This window comes from Vibrio sp. B1ASS3, assembly GCF_905175355.1.
GTDB classification, from domain to species: domain Bacteria; phylum Pseudomonadota; class Gammaproteobacteria; order Enterobacterales; family Vibrionaceae; genus Vibrio; species Vibrio owensii.
Genome location: NZ_HG992742.1, coordinates 2169965 through 2195452 on the forward strand (window position 1 = coordinate 2169965; position 25488 = coordinate 2195452).

A 25488-nucleotide genomic window follows, 5' to 3' on the forward strand; every position below is an offset into this window, starting at 1 on the left:
AATGGAATTAAATTCCATAAAATAGATGAAATTTGTTGGATTTAAGAATTTCAGCTTAATCGTTTTAGCTAAAAACAATATTTATTGAGTGAACCAGAGGTTGTTTCTCCTCTGGTTCACTAAGCACCTCAATCAATTATTGGCATGCTGATCCTTTGCTAGTCCATACAGAAGAAACGTCCGGCTGATCACCACGCGTCCACCACTTCGCCTCATACTTAACGCTGTTGTACGCCACTTGATCACCGCCAGAGTATGCTTTTTGAGTTGACCACGGCAACGCTACATCGCTGATGAGCTCCCAGGCATCGCTGTTATCAGGCTGATTGTTCTGGCTCCAGTACTTTGCCTTCCAAACGAGCTGCTTGTAGCTGACAAGATCACCGCCCGAGTACGATTTGCTTGCTGACCATATAGCGTAGTTCGCCGCATTTGGGTCGCTGATGCTGCAGGCATCGTTGTTGGCTTTGACTTTCACAACCGTACTTGAACTGGCACTTTCCCCTGTCGGATCAGAGACGACTACGCGAACCGTAAATTGGCTATCTACTGTTACTTCTGGAACCGTCAGACGAATCGTGCTTACTGATACAGGCTGATAAACTAAGCCTGATGTATGCCATTGATATGATAGCACGTCACCATCTTGGTCCGATGCCGTTGCGGCAATCTCAATAACTGCACCAGATTTTGCCTCCATGCTTTGCGGGAGAGACACTTGCGGCGCATGATTTTGGTTTGCTTGAGGCTGAGCACTAATAATCACCGTATCTTCAGAGCTTACTTTTCCATCGGAGACAGTGACGGAAAAAACGTACGACTCCGCTTTGTTCGACTCCGGCAAAATCACACTGATGTTAACTTTGTCGATCGACTGAATGGTCGCAGGTAAACCCGAGATCTGCTTCCACACATAAGTTAACTCATCGCCATCGGCATCCGTCGACTGGTTTGCAGATAGCGTAATGGTTGCGCCTGACAGCACAGACTGATCTTCACCAGCATGAGCAACAGGTGCACTATTCTCTGTTGGAGTTGAGTCGGTTAAGGAATCAGACTGAACAATAGAGACTTTGAGGTCTTGCTTTGGTTTCTCAATGTCTAACGAACTCAACACAGTGTTATCGCAGACAACTTCTGCTCTTGTCGGCGCATCCGCTTGCTTTAGGTTGATGTGGAACTTGTTCATCACGTTATCGTCATAACGGAATCCAACCAATTGGTAGTTATCCGTTTGGTAGTTTCTACCGTTATACACTCTGACATAACATCCATTTGTGTTTAGGCTCTCTGCTGGAGTCGGCTGATAAACAAAGCCATACGCACCATGTAATGCTGGGAAAATATAGCTGTTAAGTGCCTGCTGAGGGTCGTAGTAACCGACGAGCGTTGTAACAGCGACACCGCTATCCGTAGGGGCACGTGTTGGGTTGTTTTCCGCTACCTGAGCTTCACTGGTTTCTTGCCATACTTTACCATCGCTGATGTAAAACTTGCTGTCACCACGATTCAAGTTCACCGATTGGCCATTAATATGAACCGTCACGCCATACCCAGAGTAACGTGCAACGTTTACCACTTTACCCGCGGCAACATTTGCTGCACTCGGCAAGTAAATATCACGAATCCAACGACCGTCGCCCGTTTCTACCTTTGTGATGTCAAAGTCATTGATGTAACCCAACAGCACTGAACCTGCCGTGTCGTCTTTGATCGTATTTAGTTGAGATTGCGAAGCGATAGATTTGACCAACAAGAGTGCTGGTTGTTCATACTCTTGCATCGTTTTGGTTTCATCGTTCCACTTACTAAAGCCAGTCGACGACGCCGCATCAAATGTCGCCTTTTTCTCCATAAAGTTCTGAATCTTTTCTAGTACAAACGGAGTGTACAGGGTGTATTTGGAAATCGGTGAAGTTGGCTCACCGCCCCCCATTGCATCTCTGTTGAACTTATAGCCTTCGAAAGCTGGAATTCCTATGCCGTCGGTACAACAAACCTGATCCTGACCATTGCGCTTGTTCCACATGAAGTTAGCAATAAAACGCTGTTGGAATTGATCCCAACCCCATGCAGAGTTTATGTCTGTAGATGGCCGATGCGTTGTGCCATCCGTGCCACCCGGCCAGTGCCCGAGGCCAAAGTTATGCCCGACTTCGTGACTCCATTCATTACCTAATGATGAATCGATAGTCACCATACCGTTGCCACCACTGCCACCGTGAGCAACCACGCCATTTTGATAACGCCCTACTGCGGCAATGGCTGTAATTTGATTCGCCGTGTATGGATGCGCTCTCTCTGAGATCGCCGTTGAAGAGTTGATGCCATAGTTTGCTAGGTTGATACCGTGCGACATCAGAATCTTGGCGGTATACGCACGCATATCCCCTTTGTGCCAAGTGCCCGTGCTCGGATCTAACTCGGTCAACAAACGGTCATCTGGTAGCATCACTTCATTGAGTTTCACTGTTTCGTATGGGTTAACGATCAACTTGCTTACCGGAATTTTTTGGAAGTAGTCTCTATGCCTTTCAGGATTGTCTGCGAAGTAAAAACGCCCCCTTGGATTGGTTAGCATCCCTAAATCCATCGTGTTTATCAGCAATTCGTTCGGCGCACCAATATCCAAACCAGAGACGACGCCCTATGTACTTCCATTCAGGAGCTCTAGAGTAAGGCCGGGCTTTATCCAAGTCGCTGGCAGTGTCGCTGACCACATATCTTGCGCATACGTAATGTCGAGGTTTGGACCATCGTGACTCGGAAGTTGCTCTGGTGGGTTTAGTGACAGCACACCTAATTGCTCATCTTTCGCATCGCGCCCAATCACTCTCACTTGCGTCGAGCCCGGTACGTGGTCAACAGGTTTAACAAGTAGCAAAGTATCACGCAATGCAGTGAGGTGCGGCCTAGGATCGCCTTTATCGTTGTGATGAGGAACCGTGATGTTTTGCGCATAAATGACCATCGCCTCAAAATCACCCTGTAAGTCATTAGTCGGCTGATTATTATTGAATGGAATCACCTGAGCGTGAGTAATGCTCGTGAATAATAATCCGCAAGCGACACTTAACCCTACACTGACCTTATTTATTTTCATACCTTTCCCTTATATTTGTATTTCAACCACTTTGTTTATTACTTTTATTTCCCAGAAATTGTAAAAATCAACTTCATGAAATAAGATTTTTTCTCCCGAGAAAGTTCAGGTTAAAACCTTAAAATATTTCTTATCGAACAAGCACGAACAGAGCTTCCATTTCATGACTTTAGAAATTACTTAATTAGTTTTAGCGAATTTAAAGTTCTAACCTGAGAATTAACACCGCTTTCAAAGCCATCAAGACAACAATGATAGAACCCAAAACTCAGGCAAAAAAGACGCTAAATTTCAATACCTTAAATTAGATAAAATTATTGAAGTCATAAATTAATTAAATATTTATCAGCATGTTTCTGTAAATAAAAGTTAAATGAATAAGTTTTAAACCAACCTCTTGTTGTTGAAAAGATCAGACTTTTACTACAGCACTATGATTTCCATTCGACTAATGAATAAGAAGATTAAAAAATATCGCATAAAGTCTGTTTAATATGGAATCAGAGTCATAAAATTCATTAGCCAATAAATTTTGCTTCATAACTTGCTGAATAGATACCTCACTTTTCAAAACTCTATTTGAAATTCATGATGTTTCGGAAATAAAAAAGCGGAGAAGGAAAACCTTCTCCGCTTTATGCGTTATTTATACGTTCGAGGGAAAACTAAGGTGTCACGTCTGTAAACGTAAAAGTCCCATTATCCAACTCACGTTTCACTTCTTGTTTTTGGTCAAAGTCAATCTTAGTCAGGTCAACTTTCTTGATTCGACTGCCGTGCATCGTGGTGTAGTACAGCGCCTTGTTACCTTGATCGATCACCGAGGTCCATTGCGTCGCACTCGGCAAATCAGGGATATGTTCACGATATTCAGGCCCAAATTCTGTACCAATTGGAATATCGAAGTTGTTCAGAATGTGGAATGCTTGTGATACCGCCTCTTCGCCCGTTTTTGATTCTGGAGCAGTGTTTACGAAAAACGCCGCACGAACAAATCGCGATGGTGGTGTAATGTCCCCTGGCATACCCAAGAAGCCTGAGCCAATACCGAACGACTTCGCCTCAACACCACCAAACTTGGTTGGCGCACTAGTGCCCGGTTGCAAATGAATGTAGTTATTTAAATTGGTCACTTGCCATGGGAACGTTGGTGAGTTCGTTAGTACACCGACTTCGTTGTCGTAGATGTTTACTTGGCCATGATCCATGATTTCAATGACGATGTTGTTGCCCGCTTTATCGGTAACACGCCAATGCCCAGTAGGTGAAGGCTGTCCTTTCTCATCGATATAAACCGGAACAATATCGATCTTTTTCATCGCTGTTTTAACTTCATCGACGGTTTTGAACTGCGACAGCATCCAACGAACAAAGTCCATATCAGCGATGCTGTTTGCACGGTCTTTCGCGTCGTACGCTTTTAGCGAGCCGTAACCTTTGAAGTAAAACAAACCGGCAGTCAGTCCCTCTTCATTGATACCTTCACCAATGAAGCGATCGTCACTAACAGAGATACCAACAAAGCCGTACTTACTCTTCCAACTCAAACCTTGTTTCTGGTCTGGCATAGTTGAGGTAAACGTGTAATCACGGGGAGTAACAATCAACTTGCTGTTGAGATCGTTCTCACCCCACTCAATTGTGCGAGCATGAATGTGGTCATTCGCCACAGTAGAAAGAGAGATGCCAGTACAAGCACTCGCCGGAACGATAATGCTCGCAGAAAGTGCCATAGCAAGGAGGGTTTTCTTTATCATTTTTAGATCCACCAAGGAGGGGTAACATTTCGCGATTGTAGTCCTTTCTAGGCAACTTACAATCGAAAAGATATCAAAATGGTGGAATATAAATTTACTCGTATAGGCGAAAAATAGCGCTCTAGTTATTAGAGCACTACCCCTGGCTTACTATAAAATCCCCAAGTCACCTTCAATAGTTACTGGGTACATAGAAATGCCTTTGCGTGGGTCCTCTTCGATAAGTTTGACCAAGTATTCTTTATCGGACTTTTGATTGAGCTTAAAAACGATGACAATCCGATGGCCCCTGAGAAACTCGTTAATATCAAACGCATCATCAGCGGCGACTTTATCTCGGCGCACCTGAAATAAATACAAAGTGTCAAACAGAGAAGCGTAATATCCCGTATTTACAACATGTGTCTTTGAGAGATAGTTTGCTTCGAGTTTATATCGACCATGAGAGCCGATAAATTTAACACTCCTATCACCAAAATCCCCTTCCATGAGAAAACTGCTGCTGAGTGCATTAACCCATGGAATAGACAATAGAGCGATGAATAAGATTAGGTAGATGATTACTTTTTTCTTCGTAGTCATTATCACCACCCCACCAAGCGCCCATTGAAGGCCACTTCATCAAATAAATGTTCACTCTCTGCTTTTTGCATCTTACCGATCCACTTACCATCCCCACGATCTGCAAGCTTCACATGAGTGAGTCCTCGGAAATAACGAGACAAATCTAAACTGATCACTTTCTCAGCAAACTCGGGATCGAGGCCTTTGATGTAATTCCCATCAAGTGAAAAGAAATACATTGAACTGCCTAAAGACGCATAGATACCAGTGTGAACACGATACACTTGGCCATCAAAAGTGTGGATGGTTTTGTAGAAGCCCGATTTAGCCGTCAATAAGATCTCATGCTCTTCATCTTGAAAGTGGGCGTAACCAGAAAAATAGGTACCAAGAGAAAAGAACCATGGGAGAAAAAACGCAATGCCGATTACAACGAGTAATCTTAAGCTCAGTCTTTTTACGTTAGCCACCGACTCCTCCAAAGCAATCAAAACATTCAAATGCCTCGCGATAAACAAAGTAGAAAGTGACGATACCAACAATTATCCCGAGTGAAACCTCCCAAAAAATCGGCTTTCTGATCAGCTTTTTTATACCAGTATGTTGAATCTCAACATGTCGTGATTCCGAGTGGTTCGGCTCCTCTTTTATGTCGGCTAGATTCTCTACAACAGGTTCCGCTATTACCGTTTCTTCTACTTCAGGATTACTAGCATCTGAAGCGCCATTCTCATGCTCTATTCCGACATTTTTTGCATTGATGAATACATACCCTTCACCAGGAAGGTTATTTATCTCGAACCCCAATTCCAGACTGTCGAGTTTTTTGCGTAACTTCATAATCGCAACCGCAAGCGAATTATCTCCAACAACTCGTCCGGGCCACCCCAATTCAATCAACGCCTGTTTATCGATCACCTCTCCATGAGAATCGCAAAAAGCGAGAAGTAAATTATATTCACTTCGATTCAGTTCAAGTGGTTGATTCTCCTTTCCCGATTCACTATCGACCAAGGTAATCGTTCTTCTAACCGTATCAATAGATAGCCGTTCGTACATCTTTAACCTCGTGCAACCCCATTAGCATTAACTGTTGTATAAAAAAATATAAATTCAAATGTTTCATGCTCTTATAAATAAAATTCAACTGAATTAAATCTCTTTTAATCCTCGATAAAGCACTATTAACAGCCTTTTATTTCCAAATTTTCGCTCAATCGATTCAAATTGCCGTCGACGAAAAACAGCTCGATTTCATATTGGATACGAGCCAACAACTTTTTTAAACATAGGTGAAAAAGATGAAACTTAATACATTTTTCTTGATGGGTGCGACAGCAATTACTTTTGCTTCTGGAGCAGTAAATGCAGCAGATGAAGCAAGTGCCGAAGTTATCTGGAGTGGCCTAATTGGCAGCTCTGTTCCTAGCGCAAACCTAAAGATTACAGGTGAAGGCGGCGGCGAGATTGCACCCGGCACTCTCTTCATTGAGAAAGACGGTAAGTTCACATCTACAGAGGTGGTTCTTGAAGCTCGTGACTATGACTCTGCATTAGAAACCGTTGGTGACCGTCAGCCTCTAGCAACATGGTCATACATCAGCGCTCAAGTAATGATGGATGGTTCAATGTCATACGAAGCTGACGTAGCGGTAACTGATCAACTATCAGGCACGACATTCACTCAGGGTAACTTCAATGAACTTCAAACAGGCGTTGTTGCTCTGACGGTTAAAAATGAACAACCAATCACAGATATTGCTGTACAAGGCGAAGGTCAAGTTAGTGTTCAAATGACCGCTAGCTACGAAGACGGCCTTTAATTGACAAAAGGGGGAAACGTGAAGTTTTCTTTGATTCGTTCGTTATTTTGCATGTTGACTGGAACATTCGTTTTCAGCGTAAAAGCAGAAACACACATTTTCCAACTAGTGAGTGAAATCGACAAAAGTCAGTTTTTCTCTCATCAGATTACTGACATCGCGTTTTCCCCTTCTTCATTAACACTAAAAACGAATACGGAAAAGAACACATTTAATGATGCGTTCACTTTGTTGACGGTCACGACAGACATTCCGAGTTCTGACCAGTCAATGAAGTTTCAACTCTTTATGAAGAGCAACACTTCACAGTGTTACAGAGCTGATGAGACGGCCCTAGTAACACCGTCAGATTTTGCTCAAGTTTACATTGAGGGACAACCATTAACAGAGATTGAACCTTTGTTAATGGAGTTCAATCAAGCTTCGGATGGCGTAAAGGTTGGCGAATACGACGTCAAATTTTCTTTCGGAACCTTGCCTGAGCGCGCGAGCTTATGCCAAGGCGAACTATCTGTGCTAGCGGAGCTTTCATTGTGAATAGAATTTCCACCGTTGCTACCAGTATTTTGGTAACACTTTCGTTTAGTAACGCATCTTTTGCGGCATCGATCCCTCAAGGTTTTCAAGATTTCTATGAGCAACAAGCTCGAGATGTAGAAATCAAAGGGCTGAATGGCTCGTTCATCACGTTGCCGATGTTGGTCACATACAACTCTGTGCAACTTCAAGAACAGAATGACGTTCAAACGTTAATGGAACACTTAGTGCACTCAGGCTTAACCAAAGTGACGGCTACGAAAATTACTAATGATTTAGTGCTTGGCGCAGAAAACAGCGTTGGTTGTGTGGGTGACTTGAACCTGTGTTCTCTTAACCCTGAGTCATACGATGTTTTCTATGATTACCACACAAACAAGCTCTACATTTACGTCAATAAAGCGTTGCTTGCCAATACAAAGCCAAGAGCAATAAAGAAAGACTACGCGTCAACGTACAATGCAAATCCTGGTTTGATCAATCGCGCAAATGTATACACAACGTCAAGTTTTAACGGTAGCCCTAACCTGTCACTCAGTGACCAACTCATTCTGGGTCTACCTTATGGCTCGGTACATCTTGATGCTTATGTTAGCAACCAAGAAGGAACCTCCGAGGTTAACTACGGTTACTACAATATCGAACACAAAAACTTGCGCCTAACCGCCGGCTATCATCAAGACCGCTTGGCATTGAACAGCACATCGTTTTTATTGAATGGCACTCAGTACCACGACGCTAGCGTGAATCTATCTTCAAGTAAAAACCTAAGTCGATCAAATAATAATGATGACCAATTTTTGTTTTTTTATGCCCCTTCTAGTGGCGTTTTAAAGGTTTACAAAGACGAACAGATCATCGTCCAAAAGTCGGTAACAGAAGGCCAAGGTAGCATTCGCTATTCAGAGCTTCCTAGTGGCGTTTATGACGTGACGGTAGAGATCACGGCAGGTTCTCAAGTGGTTTCCACGGAGTCGGTTCGTGTTTATAACGCACAAACCGATACGCTTAACACCGGAGAGTTCGACTATTTTATTTCAGCAGGTCAATTCCAAGGAGCGGATGTAGAGATCATCAATGAAGAAGATGAATTTGAAGCGCAGAAGACAGAGTCTTTCGAGGCCAAGCCTTACCTTCAAGGTATAGTGGCATATAAATGGTCTGATACTCAAACCCTCGCCTTAGGCTCTACGGTGACCGAAGAGCACAACATGGGACAAGTTGGCCTCAAAGGGTATTTACCATTTGAGAGCCGTTATGAGGTGACGGCCTCTTCAATTGATGGCGAAGCCTCTTACTTATCTGGCTACTTAAATGTGGGCCGCATCGGCGTCACCTATGAAAAGCTCGATAACGAAGAGAAGAACCGTTTTGCCCAGTACCTGTATGGCGCCGCGAGTAAGGAGCAACTGAGCCTATCGAGCAGCTTCACATTAGGTAAAAAAATCCGTGGGTATGGGTCGGTAAACTACTTAAATCAGGCAGATATCTACAACAACGAGCGTAAAAACTGGTTCTTATCATCAGGATTAAGTGCACCTTTCGTGCTTGATTCTAATCTTGATGTCAACCTGAGTTACAACAACGAATCGCTAGCTTCTGACTTTGATGAAGGCGAACTGACTCTTGCTATTAATTGGTCTATACCCTTGTCCTTTAAGCTAAGAGGCAAGTCGAGTGTCACCATAGATCAAGATGGCTTTAGCCAATACACCAACAGTCTAGAAACTCGAGATCTGCTCGAGAGTGAAGAGAGGGATCTCCGTCTAACGGCAAGCAACAGCTACTATGCAAACTCGTCGCAATCTTCACTCAACAATGTGACAGCTTATGCGGCAAACCGAAACGAACATTATCAGGCAGATGGTTTTGTGTACCTTGCTGACAACGGTGAAAAATCAGTTAACGCGTCACTAAGCAGTACACAAGTTGTTGGCAAGAATAGCATTCACTTCACTACGAAGCAGAGTGATGCGTACGTCTCTGTTGATACGAAAAACAACATTCGTTTTGACAATGGAGAGGACCAAACAAAAGGTTTGTTGGTGGTAAAAGCTGACGACAAAGTGAAGCATAAAGAATACATCTATGGTGATTCTGGCTTGATTTCACTCGATAAATATCAAACCAGCACTATCGAATTAGATGTGGACAGTGTTGCGCTGCACAATACAGGTCAGCAAAACGCTACGGGTTATACGCACCCAGGAACGGTAATTGAACTCAACTCAAATGTCAGCCGAGTCATCAGCTTTGTCAGTAAATTCAAAGATATTTTCGGTAACGACATTGAGACTATCGAATGTGAAGGCCCTGCGTGTTTGTCTATCTCAAACATTACTTCAGGTATTCACAAAGTTGATGTTCAAGAAGGGCAAACTTTTTCACTCAAGAGCCGTGGCCAGCAATGTTATTTACCATCGGTAGACGATGCAAAACAATTAAACTTTGGCACAAATTACTGCCAGCCAGATCTTGAACCATTGGAGTCAATGGTTCTGGTCAAAAACAATCGAGAAATCAATGTGATGTACATCGGTCAGTTCGATGACCTCACGGAGATCAACCAACAACTTAAGGCAATGACCAACAATGGCACTGAACTGCTGACAACGCGTTTGGGCCGTAAGTCTTTTGTTTACCTGACTGGAGATAAGGATCTTCAACTCAGTCATCAACAACGTCAAAACATTGAAAACGTCGCTCAGTACGCCAACTCGGAAACGCAACAAGAGCGCGACTTTGTACTTAATAGACCAGAAGGTAACTGATGATGAAATCACTTCCAATTTTCGCTGCTGCAGTTATTTCAACGGCAGCTTCAGCAATGAACGTAGATACTATGTTGTTAGTAGGTGATGAATACGGAAACGGCGTTTTCACTATCTCAAACAACAAATCGTCCACTGAGTTCATTCAATCGAATATCACTCAGCTGCAAGTTAAAAATGGCGAACTGACGCGCACACCTTATACAGAGTCAAACTTCTCTGATTGGCGCGTAACGTTAACTCATCCCAAGATGATCCTTGAATCAGGCCGCCAAAAGCAAGTTGGTGTGCGTTCCTTGTGTGGTAACAAATGTGATTTTAGCGAAGACCAATACTACCTAGTTAGCTTTGAACCATCACCTTACGACCCAGAAGGAAAATCACAGTCTGCTGTGACGATCAACTTTGGCTATCGTCCTCTCTTTGTGATTCCTGCGAAAACACAGAAAATCGACTACTCAGTATCACTGTCGAACGGGAAACTGCACATCAACAACACGGGTAACAGCTTCATCCGCGCTTATGTGGACCAATGTACAGATAAGATAACAGAAGACTGCGAATTTACCGCTATGTCCTTGTCAGGCCGTGAGCGCACGTATGAATTGCCTAAAAACATCTCAAAAGATCAAGTAGAAGTGACCGTTATTAACCATGACGAAAGCTACCATAAAAAGATAACGTTAAAGGATGGCAAGTAATGATTCATTCTGCTTCTTGGTTACTGTTGCTTGCAGCCCCGCTGGTTCATAGTGCCACGCTTAATGTTCACATTGAAGGTCAACAATTGCGACTTGAAAACGCCATTGCTCTAGGTGGCAACACATACACCTTGAGCGACTGGACAGTAGCAAGTGGTCTCACTCCCACAGATCGTTTTCTTCCGGGCGCGTATCTAACCAACAAGCCAGATGAAATGACGTTAACTGGACCGACTGGGGCAAGCGTTAATGCCCCTATCGGGCTGAAAGGCGTGCAATACAACGTGTCATCTAACAATTATGTTCGTAATGACACTCAACTTGTAACCCCAAGCTGCGCAACATCGCAGCTATCTGGAAATACTGTCACTCTTGCAGATGACAGCACGCAAAGTTGTAGCGCTAGCTTTTCTCTTGATTACAGCAATGAGGTTACCCCTTTTTATTTTTACAGACCAACATTTGACTTGGATACAACCGCACTCTTGGTCGCTTTGCAGGGACAAGAGAAAGGTGTGTACACGGCAACCATTCCTGCTGACATTCGATACTACTATCAGTCGTCAGGTGGCGCCCTTACCTATCGTGTTTTATCTGACGTTTTCACCATCAATATCGATTATGTTCCTAACAGTTTGGAAAGTATCGATGTTGCTGGTGATGGTGTAATGGACCCTACTTATGACACAACCAACCATACTGTGTCCGCTGAAACCACTTTCAATATTACCGCAACAGGAACCTTTAGCACGGGGTTATCTATGACTTTGCTGACCCATGAATTCACGTTGACGTCCAACACCGGGAAGACAGAAATCCCGTTTAGTATTGAATGTACTTCCACAAACTGTGAGGACCCTATTTGGGTGGAAAAGGGGGTAAACAAACTGACGAATGACGAAACAAGTTATGTACTCGATGCGCCAACCAATGTGATTAATTTTGATCTCATGGTGAGTTACCAAGATATTCCTTCAACCGAAGTTGAATCCGGCACTTACTCTGGAAGTTTCACCGTTATGTTCGAGGAGCTGTATTAATGAATACAACAACGTTCATTATCGGATTCATTGCAGCCATCTCCTCTGTTGCTGTTGCAGAACCTACCAATTGGTACGTGGGAGGCTCTCTCACCCATAATGGCAAAACAGATACCGAGTTCTCTGATTCCTCTTTTGGATGGGGGATAAAGCTTGGCTATCAAATCTCTCCGGCCTGGGCGATAGAGGCATCAACCGGTTCATATGGTCAGCTAGATATGCTCAAAGTCAGTGAATACCGTAACACCACTCAAAATATCTCTCGCTATGGAACCGATCTGTCGTTGCTAGGCACTTTGCCTCTTTCTAAACGCTACAAACTTTACGGTGGGTTGGGTATGATATTGGAAAACGACGAGCTCTCACCTCTCGCACAAATGGGCGTGCGATATGATCTAAACTCGCTCTGGGCATTCAACTTTGGCTACAAGTTCATTTCCAATCAGGATCCAGACTATAAATTGCAATCACTAGGTTTCGGGATTCAATATCGATTCCAAAATACCAACACTCAAGCGCCCTCTCGTGTTTATGATCAGATTCAAGTGGTTTCTGAAACACAAACAGACAAGCAAATGATACCAGTTATGGAATACACAGATCGCGACACAAAGTGTAAGGCCAACGTATATCACGTAAAAGAGGGGGACTGGTTGTACAAAATCGCAAGCCAACATCACATTTCCTTTACCGAGCTGATGTCAGCCAACGATGGCTTTAAAACCTTACATGATATAGACGTTATTCATCCAAAGGACACCGTCATAATCCCAAACTTGCAGTGCCAATAAACCATGTTGCTTTGTATCAATGAGGCTAATCTCGCCATTGATGCCTATGACGACTCAACAAAAAGCTTAGTCATGTCGGTATCCATGAGCGTAAGTAGCTTAAACATCGCGAAAACACTCTTCGACGACACCGACAAAATTTACAGCCGAGATACCCTCATCGCGGCGGGTTGGCCAGATAAGACTATCGGTTCTAACTCCCTGAACGTGAGTATCATGAAACTGCGTAGAAAACTGGCCACCATAAACTCAAACATTGAAATCCGGGCTTATCCAACGCTAGGCTACAAACTGGTTTTGCCTGTTGGTGTAAACCTAATGTCATTGCAATCAAGGGCAACCAACGGTTTTACCTCTCTCTCCGACTCAAAAGAAACGGGAAAAAGAGCAGGACCATTGCAAACGCCGTCTTATTCAACTCAAACTAACCTCCCCCCAATTCGTTGGGGAGATATTTTCCTTAGCGCTCTCATTTTGCTTTACAGCAGCGCGCTTTATTACTCTTTATACTAATCATGAACTTCAAAAGAACGGTTGGCATTGCGGCGCTCATTGTTGCGATGCCTTTTATCAATGCTACTGGTGGCGATTTCACCGTTTACTCGCCCGTAACCTCAACACGACTAGAAACGCATTTACAGTTTTCCCATGGCTTTTATTCATCACTCCAATTCATGCCTCATGACGTCATTCGTCATAGCCAAGGGCTCTATGCGGTGGTAAACAATACGGTATTTATGCTGTCTTTTAACAAGAGTTATGAATTCTTAAATGGCAATCAAAATGCAGCCCAAACAATAACGCTCAACGCTAAAGATTACCTCTCTCAAATTAACGTCGCTCAACTCGATGAAAAAAGTAACACCGTTTATCTCAGCAAGAGGTTTGAATATGAAAGGCTCGATAATGTCGAAATTACTGGTCAAATGGGCTTCTGGTAAGTTCTCATTGTGGAAGGTGTCGATAATTATAGGAGTCTTGGTAATACTAAGCCCTTGGTTAAGCTTGATAGGCTCTAAGTTCTCCATAGAAAGCCAGTTGAGCAACCCCAACCGAAAACTCAGCGTATACGTAAATAACGGTTTGTTTACCTTCATTACCTCATTAGAAGACGGAACAATGAGAAAGAGTTCCGGCATTGTCGGTTACACAAACAACAGCTTTTACTTCTTGACGTTGAACAGCCAGTACTTGTACATCGAAGATCACTCTTCACAAGCGTTTAAAAGGGATCTCATCAACGCAAACAACCGATATTTTGACGCAAGAATTGAACGCCTAAACAAGCAAGAGTTTTTGCTGACCTACGATGAAGAGATTGAATCTGAGGGGACACAGAAGCAACTTGCCAGACTATCCGGCCAGTTGGTGTGGTTAGAATAGATTAACGACTAGACATGAAAAAGCGCGACACTGTGGCTCGCGCTTTTCTTGGACTTACACTTTAATAGTTGGTGAAGTAGGCATCGGTTACATAAGTATCTACCCCAACAGCAACCTCATGTCCCGAATCAATTCTACTACCAATTTGTATCCAATAAGTTTGGGTGGGATCAATACTAGACCAATTCATACTACCCTTATAAACCGGAGATTCGGGTTTATCTGAAGTGGAAGAGTTGTATATTTCTAACATGCCGTTATTAACTTGAATCCACAGATGCCTTTCTGGTGTAGAGAGATTCATACTTGTCTCATCGTATAGTTCCCACCCTGAGATGACTTTTGTATTTTGATGCCAATAGTCATTGATTACTTCAAATGATTTATCTGTCTTAGGTGATGAGGGCCAATTGATACTTCCCCATTCTGTCGATGGTTGAGAAGACTCTTGCTGCACTGCAAATGAAAAGCGTCCACTTTGAGGTGCAAGACCTCGAGCATCTTGCACTTTAAGGTAAGCGACAAAGTTTTGACCAACGTAACCTTCTTGGTAAACATTTATTGTTCGTAAGTTGTCCCCACCATCACGGCCATCTAATATAGGCATGCCGTAAGTAGTCAACGGTTTATGAGACTCAACACTTGGTGAAAGTCGATTCCATTTACCTTCCTCAGTTAGATCCAGCTTTGAAGATGCAGCCTCTGATTTGAATACGATAGAATCGATGTTAGACGCACTTGTGTGACTCGTTAGTACTTCGTCATTAAAAGACGTATCACTGTAGCTATCCACTAGCTCTCCGGATGAACCGGACACTTTACTAATTTCTGATTCATAGTTTGAAAACACTCCTTTTTTACGCTCAGAGATCAGTTTTACCTCTTGAAATGGGGCGAGTTCTCCATCAGGGTCGACGACAACGCCATTCAAATCAAAACGAACACCATTCACAAAGCTGTACTCTAATTGTGTAGAAAAATCCTTTACTGCTTCGCTATCTAACAAGACACAAGTAACGAAGCCAGCACCGTTTTGTTTTAACAACTCAGAACTTCCACCATTAGTCGCATCGAAGCTTTTACCAGAACCTTCGGAAAGCATATCCGCGCTCCAATATTCCGTCCCCGCTGGCCAATTTTTTGTGGTAAACAGATTTCCTTGGCTACTATTGAGTAACTCCCACTCTCGGCTTATCGGCAGCCTTCCATTTCTTGTTGCACAGTAGTTTTGCGCTTGCTCAAGGTTCATGGTGACCACTTCCGCTCCTTTCGGCCCAGTAACCCCATCTTGTGCTTGATAATTCGTATACGCGGTATTGGTATAGTCCGCTAGCACCTTACTTACAGGGGCTGTAAATGTAATATCTGCACCAATTGTTGAGTCGTAAACCGTTACATCATCCCAATCTTGAACAAGGCTAAAATCAGGTTCTACTTCAAGATAAACTTGTCCAACCGCGTATCCACCGCGACCATCATTAATGGTGTAAGCAACTTCATGTGCTCCCGGCTCTGAGGAACGAAAAGTAAAGGTATGCTCAGATGCGGACGTAATTTCCGTCTCCGCGTTGTAAGCTCTAACGGATTCGAGGATCACCGCATCTTCTGCATCAGAGATATAGTCCGTTAAATCGATTGTTACCAACATCTCTTTATCTAGCTTTCCTTCACGGACATAGTTAAGGGCTACTGGCGGCGTATTCTGCGTATCAGAAACAGCAACATCAATCGTTCCTAGCTTGGTGACTGAACCATCAGTCATCGAATAAGTAATTCGAGAAACCCCCACATCAGAAGGAGTAAAAGTGAGCACGTTGTTAGCCACATCGCTATCCACAATACCGGTGCCAAGCACAGATGCATCAGACGATAGATAGAACACTGATGTATCAAGCTCCTCGGCTAATTCCTGAGAGAGGTCAATCACAACAGGCGTATCAATATCCGTCGTTTCTGCAAGGTTGGGTAATGTGTTATCAGCTGCTGTTTCAGATACAGAAACACGAGCAATTGAAGATTCCTCACCAACATAAAGCTCACTATTTTGTGGTGCGACTGTATATTCGTATTGGCACTCGCCTACTTCATCAGAGTTGGTAGTGAACGACATACCTTCAACCGAAGTAACCTGACAAGCAGTACCTGAAGTTGAGCGCACAGAAGTAAGCTTCATCGCAACATTGTCACTGTTTGTGGCCGTTACCTTAACCGTACTTTCGGTTCCAACCATTGCTTTAGCTTGAGATGGAGACGCGACGATACTAACTGCCTCTGAGGATACTGAACTCTCGCCATTGTTAGATGATGAATCGCCGCCAGAACCACCATTACATGCAGAAAGAAAACACATCACCACTGGAGTTAGTATTAAAGACTTATTCATTGTGTTCCCCTAGTAAGCTGCCATGTGCAGTTCTGAAATACGGTAGTTTTTTGATGCCTCTGCGTTCTTTCCGCCGATCGATAACCAATAAGGATTGGTCAGATCAGCTTCCCCTGTAATGCTAAAAGATCCAGAGGGTTGTGCAGGTCTGTCTTCGGTGAGAGAGGTATAGACAAAAACCTCTTCCCCTCTTTTATCAAACCAGTAATAACGGTCAGGGTCACGAAAGCTAATGTTCGTAGAACTAGAAACCTCTCCCCCTTCAAACAGAGAGACTGGTGTGGAACCATAGAGGTTTACGTTCAAACCAAATGCCGTCGGTTCTCCTACAGGGTAAGGTCTCGTGTTTCCTGTTTGTATAACTCCGTCTTGCTCCCAAGTACTCTGATCATTTCCTAGTTGTTGTATCATCACAGCAAACTCACCTCGAGAAGAACTGCTTTCAGCCGTAACTCGAAATCTAATAACAAAGTTCTCACCATTAAACGGCGTTTCATAAATGTGAAAAAGCTTGCTGTAGCCGACATCTGGCATCAACATCAAGCCTTGTTCATTTGGCTCGTATATACCTTGGTTCCAATACTCATCACTACTCCACAGCGTTGAGTCTGTAACATCAATGGCTAGATGATCGTCTTCAGGAACGAACGGAAACAATTCCTCTGCGGAGCTAACTTCAATTGATACAACCTCCTCGGTGAAAGAGATATCGAAATATGAATCGTCAATAACACCTAAATCATTGGTAGTTAGATGGCTAATCGGTTCTCTATTCTCGAAGACTCCACGTTCATTAACTGATTCAAGGTTAACGTCGGCAAAATGCGCAGCATTTCCATCAGGGTCAGAGACTAGGATGTGATAGTCGTAACGATTGGATACGCCCCCCTTGCTCTCAAGTGAAACTGAGAAATCACTCACTGCCTCATTGCTAAGGTCAACACACGTTGTGTACATAGTCACTGTTTTTGACTGGTTACCAATCAGACCATCATTCAAGTTAACCGTCGCTGTATTGGTTTCACTGAGGTTCTCTGCTGTCCAATACTTCTTACTTGTTGGCCAATTGTGGTTGCTGAACGCACTGGTTTCATTTGCAATTAAGGTTTCAAGTTCACGTTGAAGGGGCAAACGCCCGCCACGCACCTTGCAGTATTGGCGTGCTTGGGTGAGTGTTTGCATTACCACCTCTGCATCTTTCAAACCATATTCACCATTTTCTGTATAGGTCGAGGTGTAAGAGGCATTTACGTAGTCTGCATATACTTTTGTCATTGGCGCAAAGAAACGAATCTCTGTATCAATAACTGGGTCGTAAGTGACGATGTCTTCCCAATCTTGAATCAATGAAAAATCAGGCTCTACTTCGATTCGAGCGACCGATGTTGTGTAACCTCCCATGTGGTCACTGACGGTATATGCCACATCGTGAGAACCAGGTGTTGTCGACTCAAACGTAAATTGAGTATTCGTTACGTCCGTTGGCGACAACAATGCGATCGTAGAGTTAAAATCTTCAACACTGATCAACTGAACGTTATCTCCATCCAAATCGGTGACATATGACGCAACATCTATCGTGGTGCTTTCACCTAGTTTGATGAGCTCTTGATGGGCAAATACATTGGCGGTTGGCGGCGTGTTTTCAGTCAACTCCGAGACAGAAACCGAAATCGTACCTTGTTTGATGGCAGAGCTGCTTTCGTAGCTGTAGAAAATCTCACTCTTCCCTTTCCCTGTCGGCGTAAATTGAATGCGTTGTGAGTCGAGATAAGTCGCACTTCCGTTACCAATAACAACCACCTGTTCTTGCAACTCATAGCTACTATCGGGAATCGAAGCACCTAACTCCGTTTCAAGGTCAATGATGACTTCTTGATTCTCGGTGGTTGAAGCTGTGATTCTCGGTAGCGATGTCGATGCATATGTTGAAGCAAAAGCAACACGAACATAAGACTCTGACTGTGCGCTACTGCTCATTGGAGAGACTCGGTATTGATACAGGCAATCTTGCGTTTCATTCGAACTCACATCAAACGACGTTGAACCAGAGCTGACGACCTGACAAGCATCCCCTGATAACGACTCGACAGACGTAATCTCAAACTCGCTATCATCGCTTGTGTTGACATAACCAGTAACGTTAATTGAAGTGCGCTCACCAACAATAGCATTATTACCAATGTTGGCAGAGAATATCGCCGTATTGTCGACAGGTGAAGTAATTACCGGATTATCCGAGCCGCCCTCACTACCACCATTACACGCAGTAAGAAGTGTTGCGAGGGAGACGCTTGCTAGTAAAGATAGAGATGAATTCCTTTTCAACAGATACATGTTGAACAATTTCATTTATGTCACTCGATTGTTGAAGATTCAACCATTTTGGCTGCTACGCTTCAAAGTAACCACTAAATGACTATGATTAGTTATTAACAATTAAGACTATGATATTAAAATGATTAATTTGTGAATTAATTGTTTTTAATTGATAAAATCCAGAGCTTAAGACTGGTTAGAAGCTTTTGACACTTTCTATTGCCTTGAGTAGTTGGCAGAAATCGAAGCAATCTTGAGTGCTGCTAATTTCATAGTTTAGAGAGTTGGCATCTAAATGAACAGTAGCAACAAGTCGCGTTCTTTCGGGTGTCAGCTGAATGGTAATTCGGTTATTAACCAATCCTTGGGGGCTTTGGGCATAACCAACTTCTTTTGAAAACTCAGCTATCGCCGTGCGCCATAGCGTTATGTGAAATAGTGTTCGGGTCATGGTGTGATAATTAATACTGATTGTTCGAGCGGTTATCATCCACACGAGCGAAATCAGTTACCAATAAATGATTGTGAATAATGTCATTAATCGCGTATTGATGAGACATAGCTGTTCACCATTTTTGCCCACGCAACCACAATCTAAAACCCATTCTTCCATAGATTTTCACTATCGGTTTAATACGACGCTATCTCGTTGATTCCAAACAATTACGCCATTCTAAAAACTTCTAAAACACCGAATTAACCCTTATTAATTTCGATTCACGACCATTCATTTAACACAAGCACTGACCTTCACCATACTTGCCGCCCCAAACGAACGACTTAAGGTGTAGGTATGCAAAACGTCAAACTCAATCATGTTTATGCAATGGCATTGAACCACGCACATTCATTTACAGCACTTGAGTTGCTACAAGAAATGGCTGAGCACTCTCCGGAAACCTATACACACACGCTCAATGTATGCTTAATAGCTTATGATTTTGGTGAGTTTCTGAGTTTTACAGATGCGCAGTTAGAGCTGATTTTTGATGCAGCTTTAGTACATGACTTAGGCAAGCTAAAAACACCAACGGCTATCCTCCATAAACATGGCAAGCTTGAACCAATTGAACGTCAAGTGATGAGCGAGCATGTAAAGCACACCTACCAGATTGCAAGAGGCATTAAAGCTCTAGAAACAGCGACAATGGTTGGCGGCCTTCATCATGAACGTTGGGATGGGAATGGTTATCCATTTCGTCTTAAGGGCGACGAGATTCCATTTATCGCGCAAGTGCTCGCGATTGTCGACACCTGGGACGCAATGGTTTCAGACAGAGCTTATAGAAAAGGGATGCCTAACTCGAAAGCAATCAACATCCTTTTAACCGAAAAAGATAAAGGCCAGTTTAATCCGAATCTAGTCGAGCTGTTTGTTACTTACATCGATTCTCACGGTAAAAGCAACCTGTCGTGAAAAACATTTTCCTTCCTATACCTGTTTTGAGTGACTGCCTACATCCAACAGTCACAAACGGAAACGCCCAAAGTTATTGGCTTCGGGCGTTTCTTCTGACAAAACGTTGTTAAGGCGGATGTACGACATATCGAGCGTTACAACGTCATGTGTAAAATTGGAAATGGTTTACCCATATCATCGAGTGGTGAGCGAGATTCGATTTTAAAGCCCATACGCTGGTAAAATCCGACGGCTTGTGGGTTTTGTTCATTGAATCGCAATCGCGGAGGGTTTGTCCTAGCGCAATTAACCACAATATAAACATGGAAATATCACCTTCTTGATACAACACTTAATAAAAAGGAGGTCGATATGAAAAGATTTCAAAACATCTTATTCGTAAGCCAAGGGTTAGAAGGTAAAAGTGATTCACTGGAACAAGCGATGAAACTCGCTAAGTCGCATGATGCAAGATTATCGGGTTTGATTGTTTGCCCTGCGATGCCAACCAACATGAGCGAGTATCAACACACTTACGAAAACTCTCTGATAGAAAGTTTGTTCTCTGATATCAAAGCAGCACAGGACCTTGATCCCTCTTCCGACATAGTAGAGCCGTTCCCTATTAATGTTGAAAGTGGCGATCAGCCTGGCGTCTCCATCATCCAGTCTGTCTCTAAGCAACGCTATGATCTCGTAATTAAAGATGCTGAACCGTTGGATGAAGGCAGCAAAGGGTTCAAAGCACTCGACATGAAGCTTCTAAGAAAATGTCCCTGCCCAGTTTGGCTAAACAGAAAACCCAAACACTCAATGGTGAAAAAACGCGTTGCCGTTGCTATCGATCCGATTATCTCCAGTAAAGAACAAGAAGTCCTGACGGTTGAATTACTGCAACTTGCGCGTGCAATCGCCGACTCTTTCAATCGACAATTACACATCGTGTCGTGCTGGGAATATCAGATGGAAAGCTATTTGAGGCATCACGTGTGGATTCAAATCGAAGACGATGTGCTAGATCAGCAGATCAACGCGCACCGAACTGCACACCGTGAAGCGCTCGATGCCATTATTGCTACCTCTGGTATCGCTGGCGATTCTGTTGTTCATCACCTTCATGGTTCTGCGGATGAGCAAATCCCTCGCTGGGTCACTAAGGAAGGAATCGATGTATTAGTAATGGGGACAATCGCGCGTACCGGAATCCAAGGAGTAATCATTGGCAATACCGCAGAGAATGTCCTGCAATCAATCGACTGCTCGCTGGTTGCTTTAAAACCTGAAGGCTTTATCTCTCCCTTGGCGTAAAAATGAAAAAAGCCCGCCTCTTATATCAAGAAGCGGGCCTGCATACGAAGCATTGATGCACAAATGTACTATCCACGATATAGAATGGTGAAAGTTAAAAGCGACATGCAGCGCTGTTAACGAGTCAGATAATACTGGCTTCGTTTAGTGAAAAAGAGGCAGTCTGAAGATGCGTTTTGAAATGTTTGCCTAGCCTAAATGCAAAAAAAAAAAAGGTTCATCGCGGATAAGCGGGAACTGAAAACAAAAACGGTAGTAAGTGATAGAGTTTTATCGCCAAACAAAACCTACACAAACTACCGTTTTCATGTCGAATCATACTTTCCTATCTTCATTCTGGGAAGGCTTTCATATAGTAAAGTCTCATCAGACGCCATCATTAATAAAGCTCACTCTCAAACCTAACTCTATCGCTAGGTGTCCGTGCGGGCTTAAAGCTCAAGCCATACATGAGTATCAATGGCGTAACGTGAAGGAAGCCACACTGCTAGGAGCTCCCGTTGAACTGTCCGTTCAAACCCGACGCATCAAGTGCAGCCACTGCGGCATTAAAACAGAACAACTATCTTGGTTGGAACCCTATGCTCGTATCACTAACCGCCTACGAAGCTATATAGAACAGTTGTTGCCCCTGCTACCAATCAAACATATAGCCCAAGTGACTGGTGTTCATTGGCACACAATCAAAGAGATAGATAAACGTCGGCTTCAACAGGTAGTACCGCCAGTTAAATGGGGTGAATTAAGGCAACTCGTCATGGACGAGTTCGCCATTTTTAAAGGGCACCGTTACGCGACAGTCATTGCAGATGCGAAAAGTCATCAGGTTATCTGGATAGGGCTAGGTCGTAGCCGCAAGGATATTCGACCGTTCTTTGAACAATTAGGCGAGCACGGAAAAAATATCGAAGCAGTAGCAATGGATATGAATACGGCTTTTGACCTTGAAGTCCAAGAGCATTGCCCAAATGCCCGTGTCGTTTATGACTTGTTCCACGTTGTTGCTAAGTTCGGTCGTGAAGTGATGGATAGAGTCAGAGTCGACCAAGCCAATAAGCTAAAACAGGATAAAAAAGCAAGGCAATGGGTCAAGCGTTCGCGCTGGGTATTATTGAAAAATAAGGATAATTTAAATACACAACAGGAAAGCTACCTCACAGAAATATTGAATATGAATCAGGACTTGATGACAACCTACTTACTGGGTGCGCAATTAAAAGAGCTATGGCGTTGCGGCTCTGAACTTCAGGCTAAAAACCTGTGGCAGGTATGGTTGGGACAAGTGAATGAGAGTGGAATTAAGCCGCTCAAAGAGTTCGCTCGAAAGCTCCGTCCATACCTTCATGGGATCACTGCTTCAGCAAGCTACCCGCTGAATACCTGTACGCTTGAAGGGATAAATAACAAGATAAAGTTAATTAAGCGGATGGGATATGGCTATCGAGATACTGATTACTTCTTCTTAAAGATAAAAGCGGCTTTCCCCGGAAAGCCGCGATGAACCAAAAAAAAGCCCTCACTTCCATGGGGCTTCAAGCACTAATTTCGCATTATTGTCGTTATAAGGTGAGGTCTAACTATAGGAGGTGTTAGTTAACGCTCGAAAAGGATATTAACGCATGAAATGCTTTAATAATAAGCATGTTAGCACACCACTTTTTTCTACTTGCCAATTGTGCAACATCCACTTATCGACGGACCTCAACCTATATTTAGTTAATATGAAAAAGCCACCACTCTATTTAAAAGAGCGATGGCTTTGATGCTTGCCTTAGCCAATTCCTTTTCGCTTTAACGAGTGAGATTAGTTAGCTGGACGCCAAACACCCCACTTGTCTTTTTGGTAAGTCGCTTGTGGATTGTCACCACCTTGAATCCACCACTGAGCTTTCCAGTTTTGGTCAGCGTAAGATACTACTTCACCACCTAGGTAAGTTTTTGCGGCGTCCCATGCATCATCACTTGGATCTGGCGTTGGGTCCGGTGTTGGATCCGGATCTACCGTGCTGTCATCTGCAATAACTTCAAACGTGAATGTCTCTGCACGCTCGCTGTTCACTGCATTCGCAACAAACGACAGTGTTTCATTTTGTGTGATTGCCGTTGTATCAACAACGATAGAAGCCGTGCCATTGTTCTGAATGCTAACTGCTGAACCTTGGGTTTGCGTTAGATTCGCTGCTTCGCTAGTTGCAATAACCACTTTGTCGCCAGCATTTACAACCTTGTCACTCTTAACAAGCTCGTAGATGTCACCAGTCAGTGGCTCCACGCCGCCTTCATCACCATCAATAACTGAAATCATGCCAGATGCACGGCTATCTTTTGAGTTAAAGAAGTTGCGTGATGGATCGTTCTGGAAGTACATGTAGTGTGACATTTCTTCATGCCAATCACCGATGAAGACTGCGCCGTCTTTGAACTCTGCGTGCCAACCGTTGATTTCAGAAGCCAGTAGACGTTCCCAATCATTGATGTTTGATGCATTCACTTCAATATCAAAGCTACGTGCTACTTCACCGTATTTGTTGATGATGTCGTATTTCACCGTATCGCCTAGATCTGGACCGACGAAATCAACTGGAATATAAAGGTCGCCTTTCACAAGGTCTGGCTGTGGCGTTGGCTCTGGTGGAGGTGTCTCGCCGCCCACAATAGTGATGTCTGAACAGTTGTAGAAGCCTTCACCCGCAGCATCATCACGCTGCCAGCGAACAAAAAGAATCGCATCACCAGAACGATCTGAAGGGATTGTCACGTTCATGCGGTACTTACCACCGCTAACTGGCACGTTACCTTCTGTCTGGATAAGATCTAGGTCACCCCACGCAAGTGCCTTGCTCAGATCTGCACCTGGTTTGGTTAGGTAAAATTCCCAAAATGAAGGGTTGTGAGGTGCGGTCGCGTTAAACACAAATTCGAATGTTCCTGTGTTTAGTTCCGTACGTGTCCAACCAGTATGCGGTGCGCCCATGCCCTTTTTCTGAGGGTCATTTGCGTAACACAACGTACCATCTGGAATCGCAGCTTTTACTGCTGCCATATTGTTGAAATCCGTAATGTTCTTAGCGTATTCATTACGCTGAACAAAAGGATAAGAACCAGAGATTTCCTTTGCTTGAGCACAAGCCGCATTTGGTGGGTTACCCGACCAAATTCCGCCTTGTTCATAACATGTATTTTGTCGAGCACTCGGAAACTCTGACCAACCGTGAGCATTTGCTGCTGTTGGTAGGCCAGATAGCATCGCCATACCCACTGCTGCTTTAAGAATGTTTTTATTTGCTTTCACTTTTTTCACTCTCTACCGTTTATAGTACAAATAAGATTCAACGGATGCTTTATAACCGTTGTTACTTATTTCATGTTTATAGTTTTAATCAGTAAACAGTAAAAAATAATATACGTAAGTTCTATCAATGAAAGTTTGACGATTATTGATATGAACAAACATCACAAATTTAAATAAAACGACAATTTCAGAACATACTGACAAAAGCCTAACAAATAGCAATACTTACAACCACTTAAATGATAATAACAAAAGAAATTTAGCATAAAATTAGAGCAAACAGCTTAATAAAAAACACCATTTATAAATATTAAATA

The 25488-nt window shown here is 43.3% G+C and carries 21 protein-coding genes and 1 pseudogene; 12 read left to right on the plus strand and 10 right to left on the minus strand.

What is annotated here, in order from left to right; all coding sequences use genetic code 11:
- Positions 1–136: 136 nt before the first annotated feature.
- The 6 genes from KJB05_RS10045 to KJB05_RS10065 form a co-directional block, all read right to left on the minus strand.
- Entirely contained in the window at positions 137–2632 is a 2496-nt protein-coding gene (locus KJB05_RS10045) for a M66 family metalloprotease (RefSeq protein WP_279612101.1), read from the minus strand.
- A 15-nt stretch (positions 2633–2647) separates the two neighbouring features.
- Complete coding sequence (locus KJB05_RS28640) at positions 2648–3103, minus strand: hypothetical protein (RefSeq protein WP_244142879.1); 456 nt, start codon at positions 3101–3103, stop codon at positions 2648–2650.
- Positions 3104–3768: 665 nt separating this feature from the next.
- Positions 3769–4860, minus strand: coding sequence for a choloylglycine hydrolase family protein (locus tag KJB05_RS10050; protein WP_208444122.1), 1092 nt, complete (start codon positions 4858–4860; stop codon positions 3769–3771).
- A 150-nt stretch (positions 4861–5010) separates the two neighbouring features.
- Positions 5011–5442, minus strand: coding sequence for a hypothetical protein (locus KJB05_RS10055; RefSeq protein ID WP_208444123.1), 432 nt, complete (start codon positions 5440–5442; stop codon positions 5011–5013).
- A gap of 2 nt (positions 5443–5444) precedes the next feature.
- A complete protein-coding gene (locus KJB05_RS10060; protein WP_244142880.1) occupies positions 5445–5894 on the minus strand; it encodes a hypothetical protein in 450 nt (149 codons plus the stop codon).
- On the minus strand, positions 5887–6483 hold the full coding sequence (locus KJB05_RS10065; protein WP_208444125.1) for a winged helix-turn-helix domain-containing protein: 597 nt from the start codon (positions 6481–6483) through the stop codon (positions 5887–5889). Before KJB05_RS10065 ends, KJB05_RS10060 begins: the two co-directional genes overlap by 8 nt.
- Positions 6484–6725: 242 nt before the next feature.
- Between KJB05_RS10065 and KJB05_RS10070 the strand changes: the two genes are divergently transcribed.
- From KJB05_RS10070 to KJB05_RS10110, 9 genes are all read left to right on the plus strand, one after another.
- Positions 6726–7247: a hypothetical protein gene (locus KJB05_RS10070; RefSeq protein WP_208444126.1), complete on the plus strand. Its 522-nt coding sequence runs from the start codon at positions 6726–6728 to the stop codon at positions 7245–7247.
- A 51-nt stretch (positions 7248–7298) separates the two neighbouring features.
- Positions 7299–7784, plus strand: a complete 486-nt coding sequence (locus tag KJB05_RS10075) for a hypothetical protein (RefSeq protein ID WP_244868304.1) — start codon at positions 7299–7301, stop codon at positions 7782–7784.
- Positions 7781–10555 (plus strand): TcfC E-set like domain-containing protein, encoded by a 2775-nt coding sequence (locus KJB05_RS10080; RefSeq protein WP_208444128.1) that lies wholly within the window; start codon positions 7781–7783, stop codon positions 10553–10555. Before KJB05_RS10075 ends, KJB05_RS10080 begins: the two co-directional genes overlap by 4 nt.
- Positions 10555–11256 (plus strand): hypothetical protein, encoded by a 702-nt coding sequence (locus KJB05_RS10085; RefSeq protein ID WP_307797858.1) that lies wholly within the window; start codon positions 10555–10557, stop codon positions 11254–11256. Before KJB05_RS10080 ends, KJB05_RS10085 begins: the two co-directional genes overlap by 1 nt.
- A complete protein-coding gene (locus KJB05_RS10090) occupies positions 11256–12296 on the plus strand; it encodes a hypothetical protein (protein ID WP_208444129.1) in 1041 nt (346 codons plus the stop codon). The genes KJB05_RS10085 and KJB05_RS10090 overlap by 1 nt, the downstream gene beginning before the upstream one ends.
- Complete coding sequence (locus KJB05_RS10095; RefSeq protein ID WP_208444130.1) at positions 12296–13087, plus strand: outer membrane beta-barrel protein; 792 nt, start codon at positions 12296–12298, stop codon at positions 13085–13087. Before KJB05_RS10090 ends, KJB05_RS10095 begins: the two co-directional genes overlap by 1 nt.
- 3 nt (positions 13088–13090) lie before the next feature.
- Entirely contained in the window at positions 13091–13600 is a 510-nt protein-coding gene (locus KJB05_RS10100; protein ID WP_213053069.1) for a helix-turn-helix domain-containing protein, read from the plus strand.
- Between the two features lie 2 nt (positions 13601–13602).
- On the plus strand, positions 13603–14028 hold the full coding sequence (locus KJB05_RS10105) for a hypothetical protein (RefSeq protein ID WP_208444132.1): 426 nt from the start codon (positions 13603–13605) through the stop codon (positions 14026–14028).
- Positions 14029–14206: 178 nt separating this feature from the next.
- Complete coding sequence (locus KJB05_RS10110; RefSeq protein ID WP_244142881.1) at positions 14207–14470, plus strand: hypothetical protein; 264 nt, start codon at positions 14207–14209, stop codon at positions 14468–14470.
- Positions 14471–14531: 61 nt separating this feature from the next.
- Here KJB05_RS10110 and KJB05_RS10115 read toward each other — a convergent pair whose 3' ends face one another.
- Both KJB05_RS10115 and KJB05_RS10120 read right to left on the minus strand, forming a co-directional pair.
- Entirely contained in the window at positions 14532–16853 is a 2322-nt protein-coding gene (locus KJB05_RS10115) for a hypothetical protein (protein ID WP_208444133.1), read from the minus strand.
- Positions 16854–16862: 9 nt separating this feature from the next.
- Positions 16863–19205 (minus strand): hypothetical protein, encoded by a 2343-nt coding sequence (locus KJB05_RS10120; RefSeq protein ID WP_208444134.1) that lies wholly within the window; start codon positions 19203–19205, stop codon positions 16863–16865.
- Positions 19206–19965: 760 nt separating this feature from the next.
- Here KJB05_RS10120 and KJB05_RS10125 point away from each other — a divergent pair.
- Positions 19966–20589: an HD domain-containing phosphohydrolase gene (locus KJB05_RS10125; protein WP_054822612.1), complete on the plus strand. Its 624-nt coding sequence runs from the start codon at positions 19966–19968 to the stop codon at positions 20587–20589.
- A gap of 137 nt (positions 20590–20726) precedes the next feature.
- Here the strand turns inward: KJB05_RS10125 and KJB05_RS10130 are convergent.
- Positions 20727–20855: pseudogene (locus KJB05_RS10130) on the minus strand (GNAT family N-acetyltransferase); the annotation flags it as partial.
- An 88-nt stretch (positions 20856–20943) separates the two neighbouring features.
- On the opposite strand from KJB05_RS10130, the gene KJB05_RS10135 reads away from it, so the two are divergent.
- Positions 20944–21879 (plus strand): universal stress protein, encoded by a 936-nt coding sequence (locus KJB05_RS10135; protein ID WP_208444135.1) that lies wholly within the window; start codon positions 20944–20946, stop codon positions 21877–21879.
- A gap of 307 nt (positions 21880–22186) precedes the next feature.
- Positions 22187–23380, plus strand: a complete 1194-nt coding sequence (locus tag KJB05_RS10140; protein ID WP_213053070.1) for an ISL3 family transposase — start codon at positions 22187–22189, stop codon at positions 23378–23380.
- Between the two features lie 303 nt (positions 23381–23683).
- Here KJB05_RS10140 and KJB05_RS10145 read toward each other — a convergent pair whose 3' ends face one another.
- Entirely contained in the window at positions 23684–25132 is a 1449-nt protein-coding gene (locus KJB05_RS10145) for a lytic polysaccharide monooxygenase (protein WP_244142983.1), read from the minus strand.
- Positions 25133–25488 lie beyond the last annotated feature (356 nt).

Excerpts from the sequence above, each read along its gene's own strand:
- KJB05_RS10100 (WP_213053069.1), top strand. The coding sequence starts at position 13,091 with ATGTTGCTTTGTATCAATGAGGCTAATCTCGCCATTGATGCCTATGAC.
- KJB05_RS10050 (WP_208444122.1), bottom strand. The coding sequence starts at position 4,860 with ATGATAAAGAAAACCCTCCTTGCTATGGCACTTTCTGCGAGCATTATC.
- KJB05_RS10140 (WP_213053070.1), top strand. The coding sequence starts at position 22,187 with ATGTCGAATCATACTTTCCTATCTTCATTCTGGGAAGGCTTTCATATA.
- KJB05_RS28640 (WP_244142879.1), bottom strand. The coding sequence starts at position 3,103 with ATGAAAATAAATAAGGTCAGTGTAGGGTTAAGTGTCGCTTGCGGATTA.
- KJB05_RS10145 (WP_244142983.1), bottom strand. The coding sequence starts at position 25,132 with ATGGCGATGCTATCTGGCCTACCAACAGCAGCAAATGCTCACGGTTGG.
- KJB05_RS10125 (WP_054822612.1), top strand. The coding sequence starts at position 19,966 with ATGCAAAACGTCAAACTCAATCATGTTTATGCAATGGCATTGAACCAC.
- KJB05_RS10075 (WP_244868304.1), top strand. The coding sequence starts at position 7,299 with ATGTTGACTGGAACATTCGTTTTCAGCGTAAAAGCAGAAACACACATT.
- KJB05_RS10065 (WP_208444125.1), bottom strand. The coding sequence starts at position 6,483 with ATGTACGAACGGCTATCTATTGATACGGTTAGAAGAACGATTACCTTG.
- KJB05_RS10095 (WP_208444130.1), top strand. The coding sequence starts at position 12,296 with ATGAATACAACAACGTTCATTATCGGATTCATTGCAGCCATCTCCTCT.
- KJB05_RS10090 (WP_208444129.1), top strand. The coding sequence starts at position 11,256 with ATGATTCATTCTGCTTCTTGGTTACTGTTGCTTGCAGCCCCGCTGGTT.
- KJB05_RS10135 (WP_208444135.1), top strand. The coding sequence starts at position 20,944 with ATGAAAAGATTTCAAAACATCTTATTCGTAAGCCAAGGGTTAGAAGGT.
- KJB05_RS10085 (WP_307797858.1), top strand. The coding sequence starts at position 10,555 with ATGATGAAATCACTTCCAATTTTCGCTGCTGCAGTTATTTCAACGGCA.
- KJB05_RS10110 (WP_244142881.1), top strand. The coding sequence starts at position 14,207 with ATGAGAAAGAGTTCCGGCATTGTCGGTTACACAAACAACAGCTTTTAC.
- KJB05_RS10120 (WP_208444134.1), bottom strand. The coding sequence starts at position 19,205 with ATGAAATTGTTCAACATGTATCTGTTGAAAAGGAATTCATCTCTATCT.
- KJB05_RS10115 (WP_208444133.1), bottom strand. The coding sequence starts at position 16,853 with ATGAATAAGTCTTTAATACTAACTCCAGTGGTGATGTGTTTTCTTTCT.
- KJB05_RS10105 (WP_208444132.1), top strand. The coding sequence starts at position 13,603 with ATGAACTTCAAAAGAACGGTTGGCATTGCGGCGCTCATTGTTGCGATG.
- KJB05_RS10070 (WP_208444126.1), top strand. The coding sequence starts at position 6,726 with ATGAAACTTAATACATTTTTCTTGATGGGTGCGACAGCAATTACTTTT.
- KJB05_RS10055 (WP_208444123.1), bottom strand. The coding sequence starts at position 5,442 with ATGACTACGAAGAAAAAAGTAATCATCTACCTAATCTTATTCATCGCT.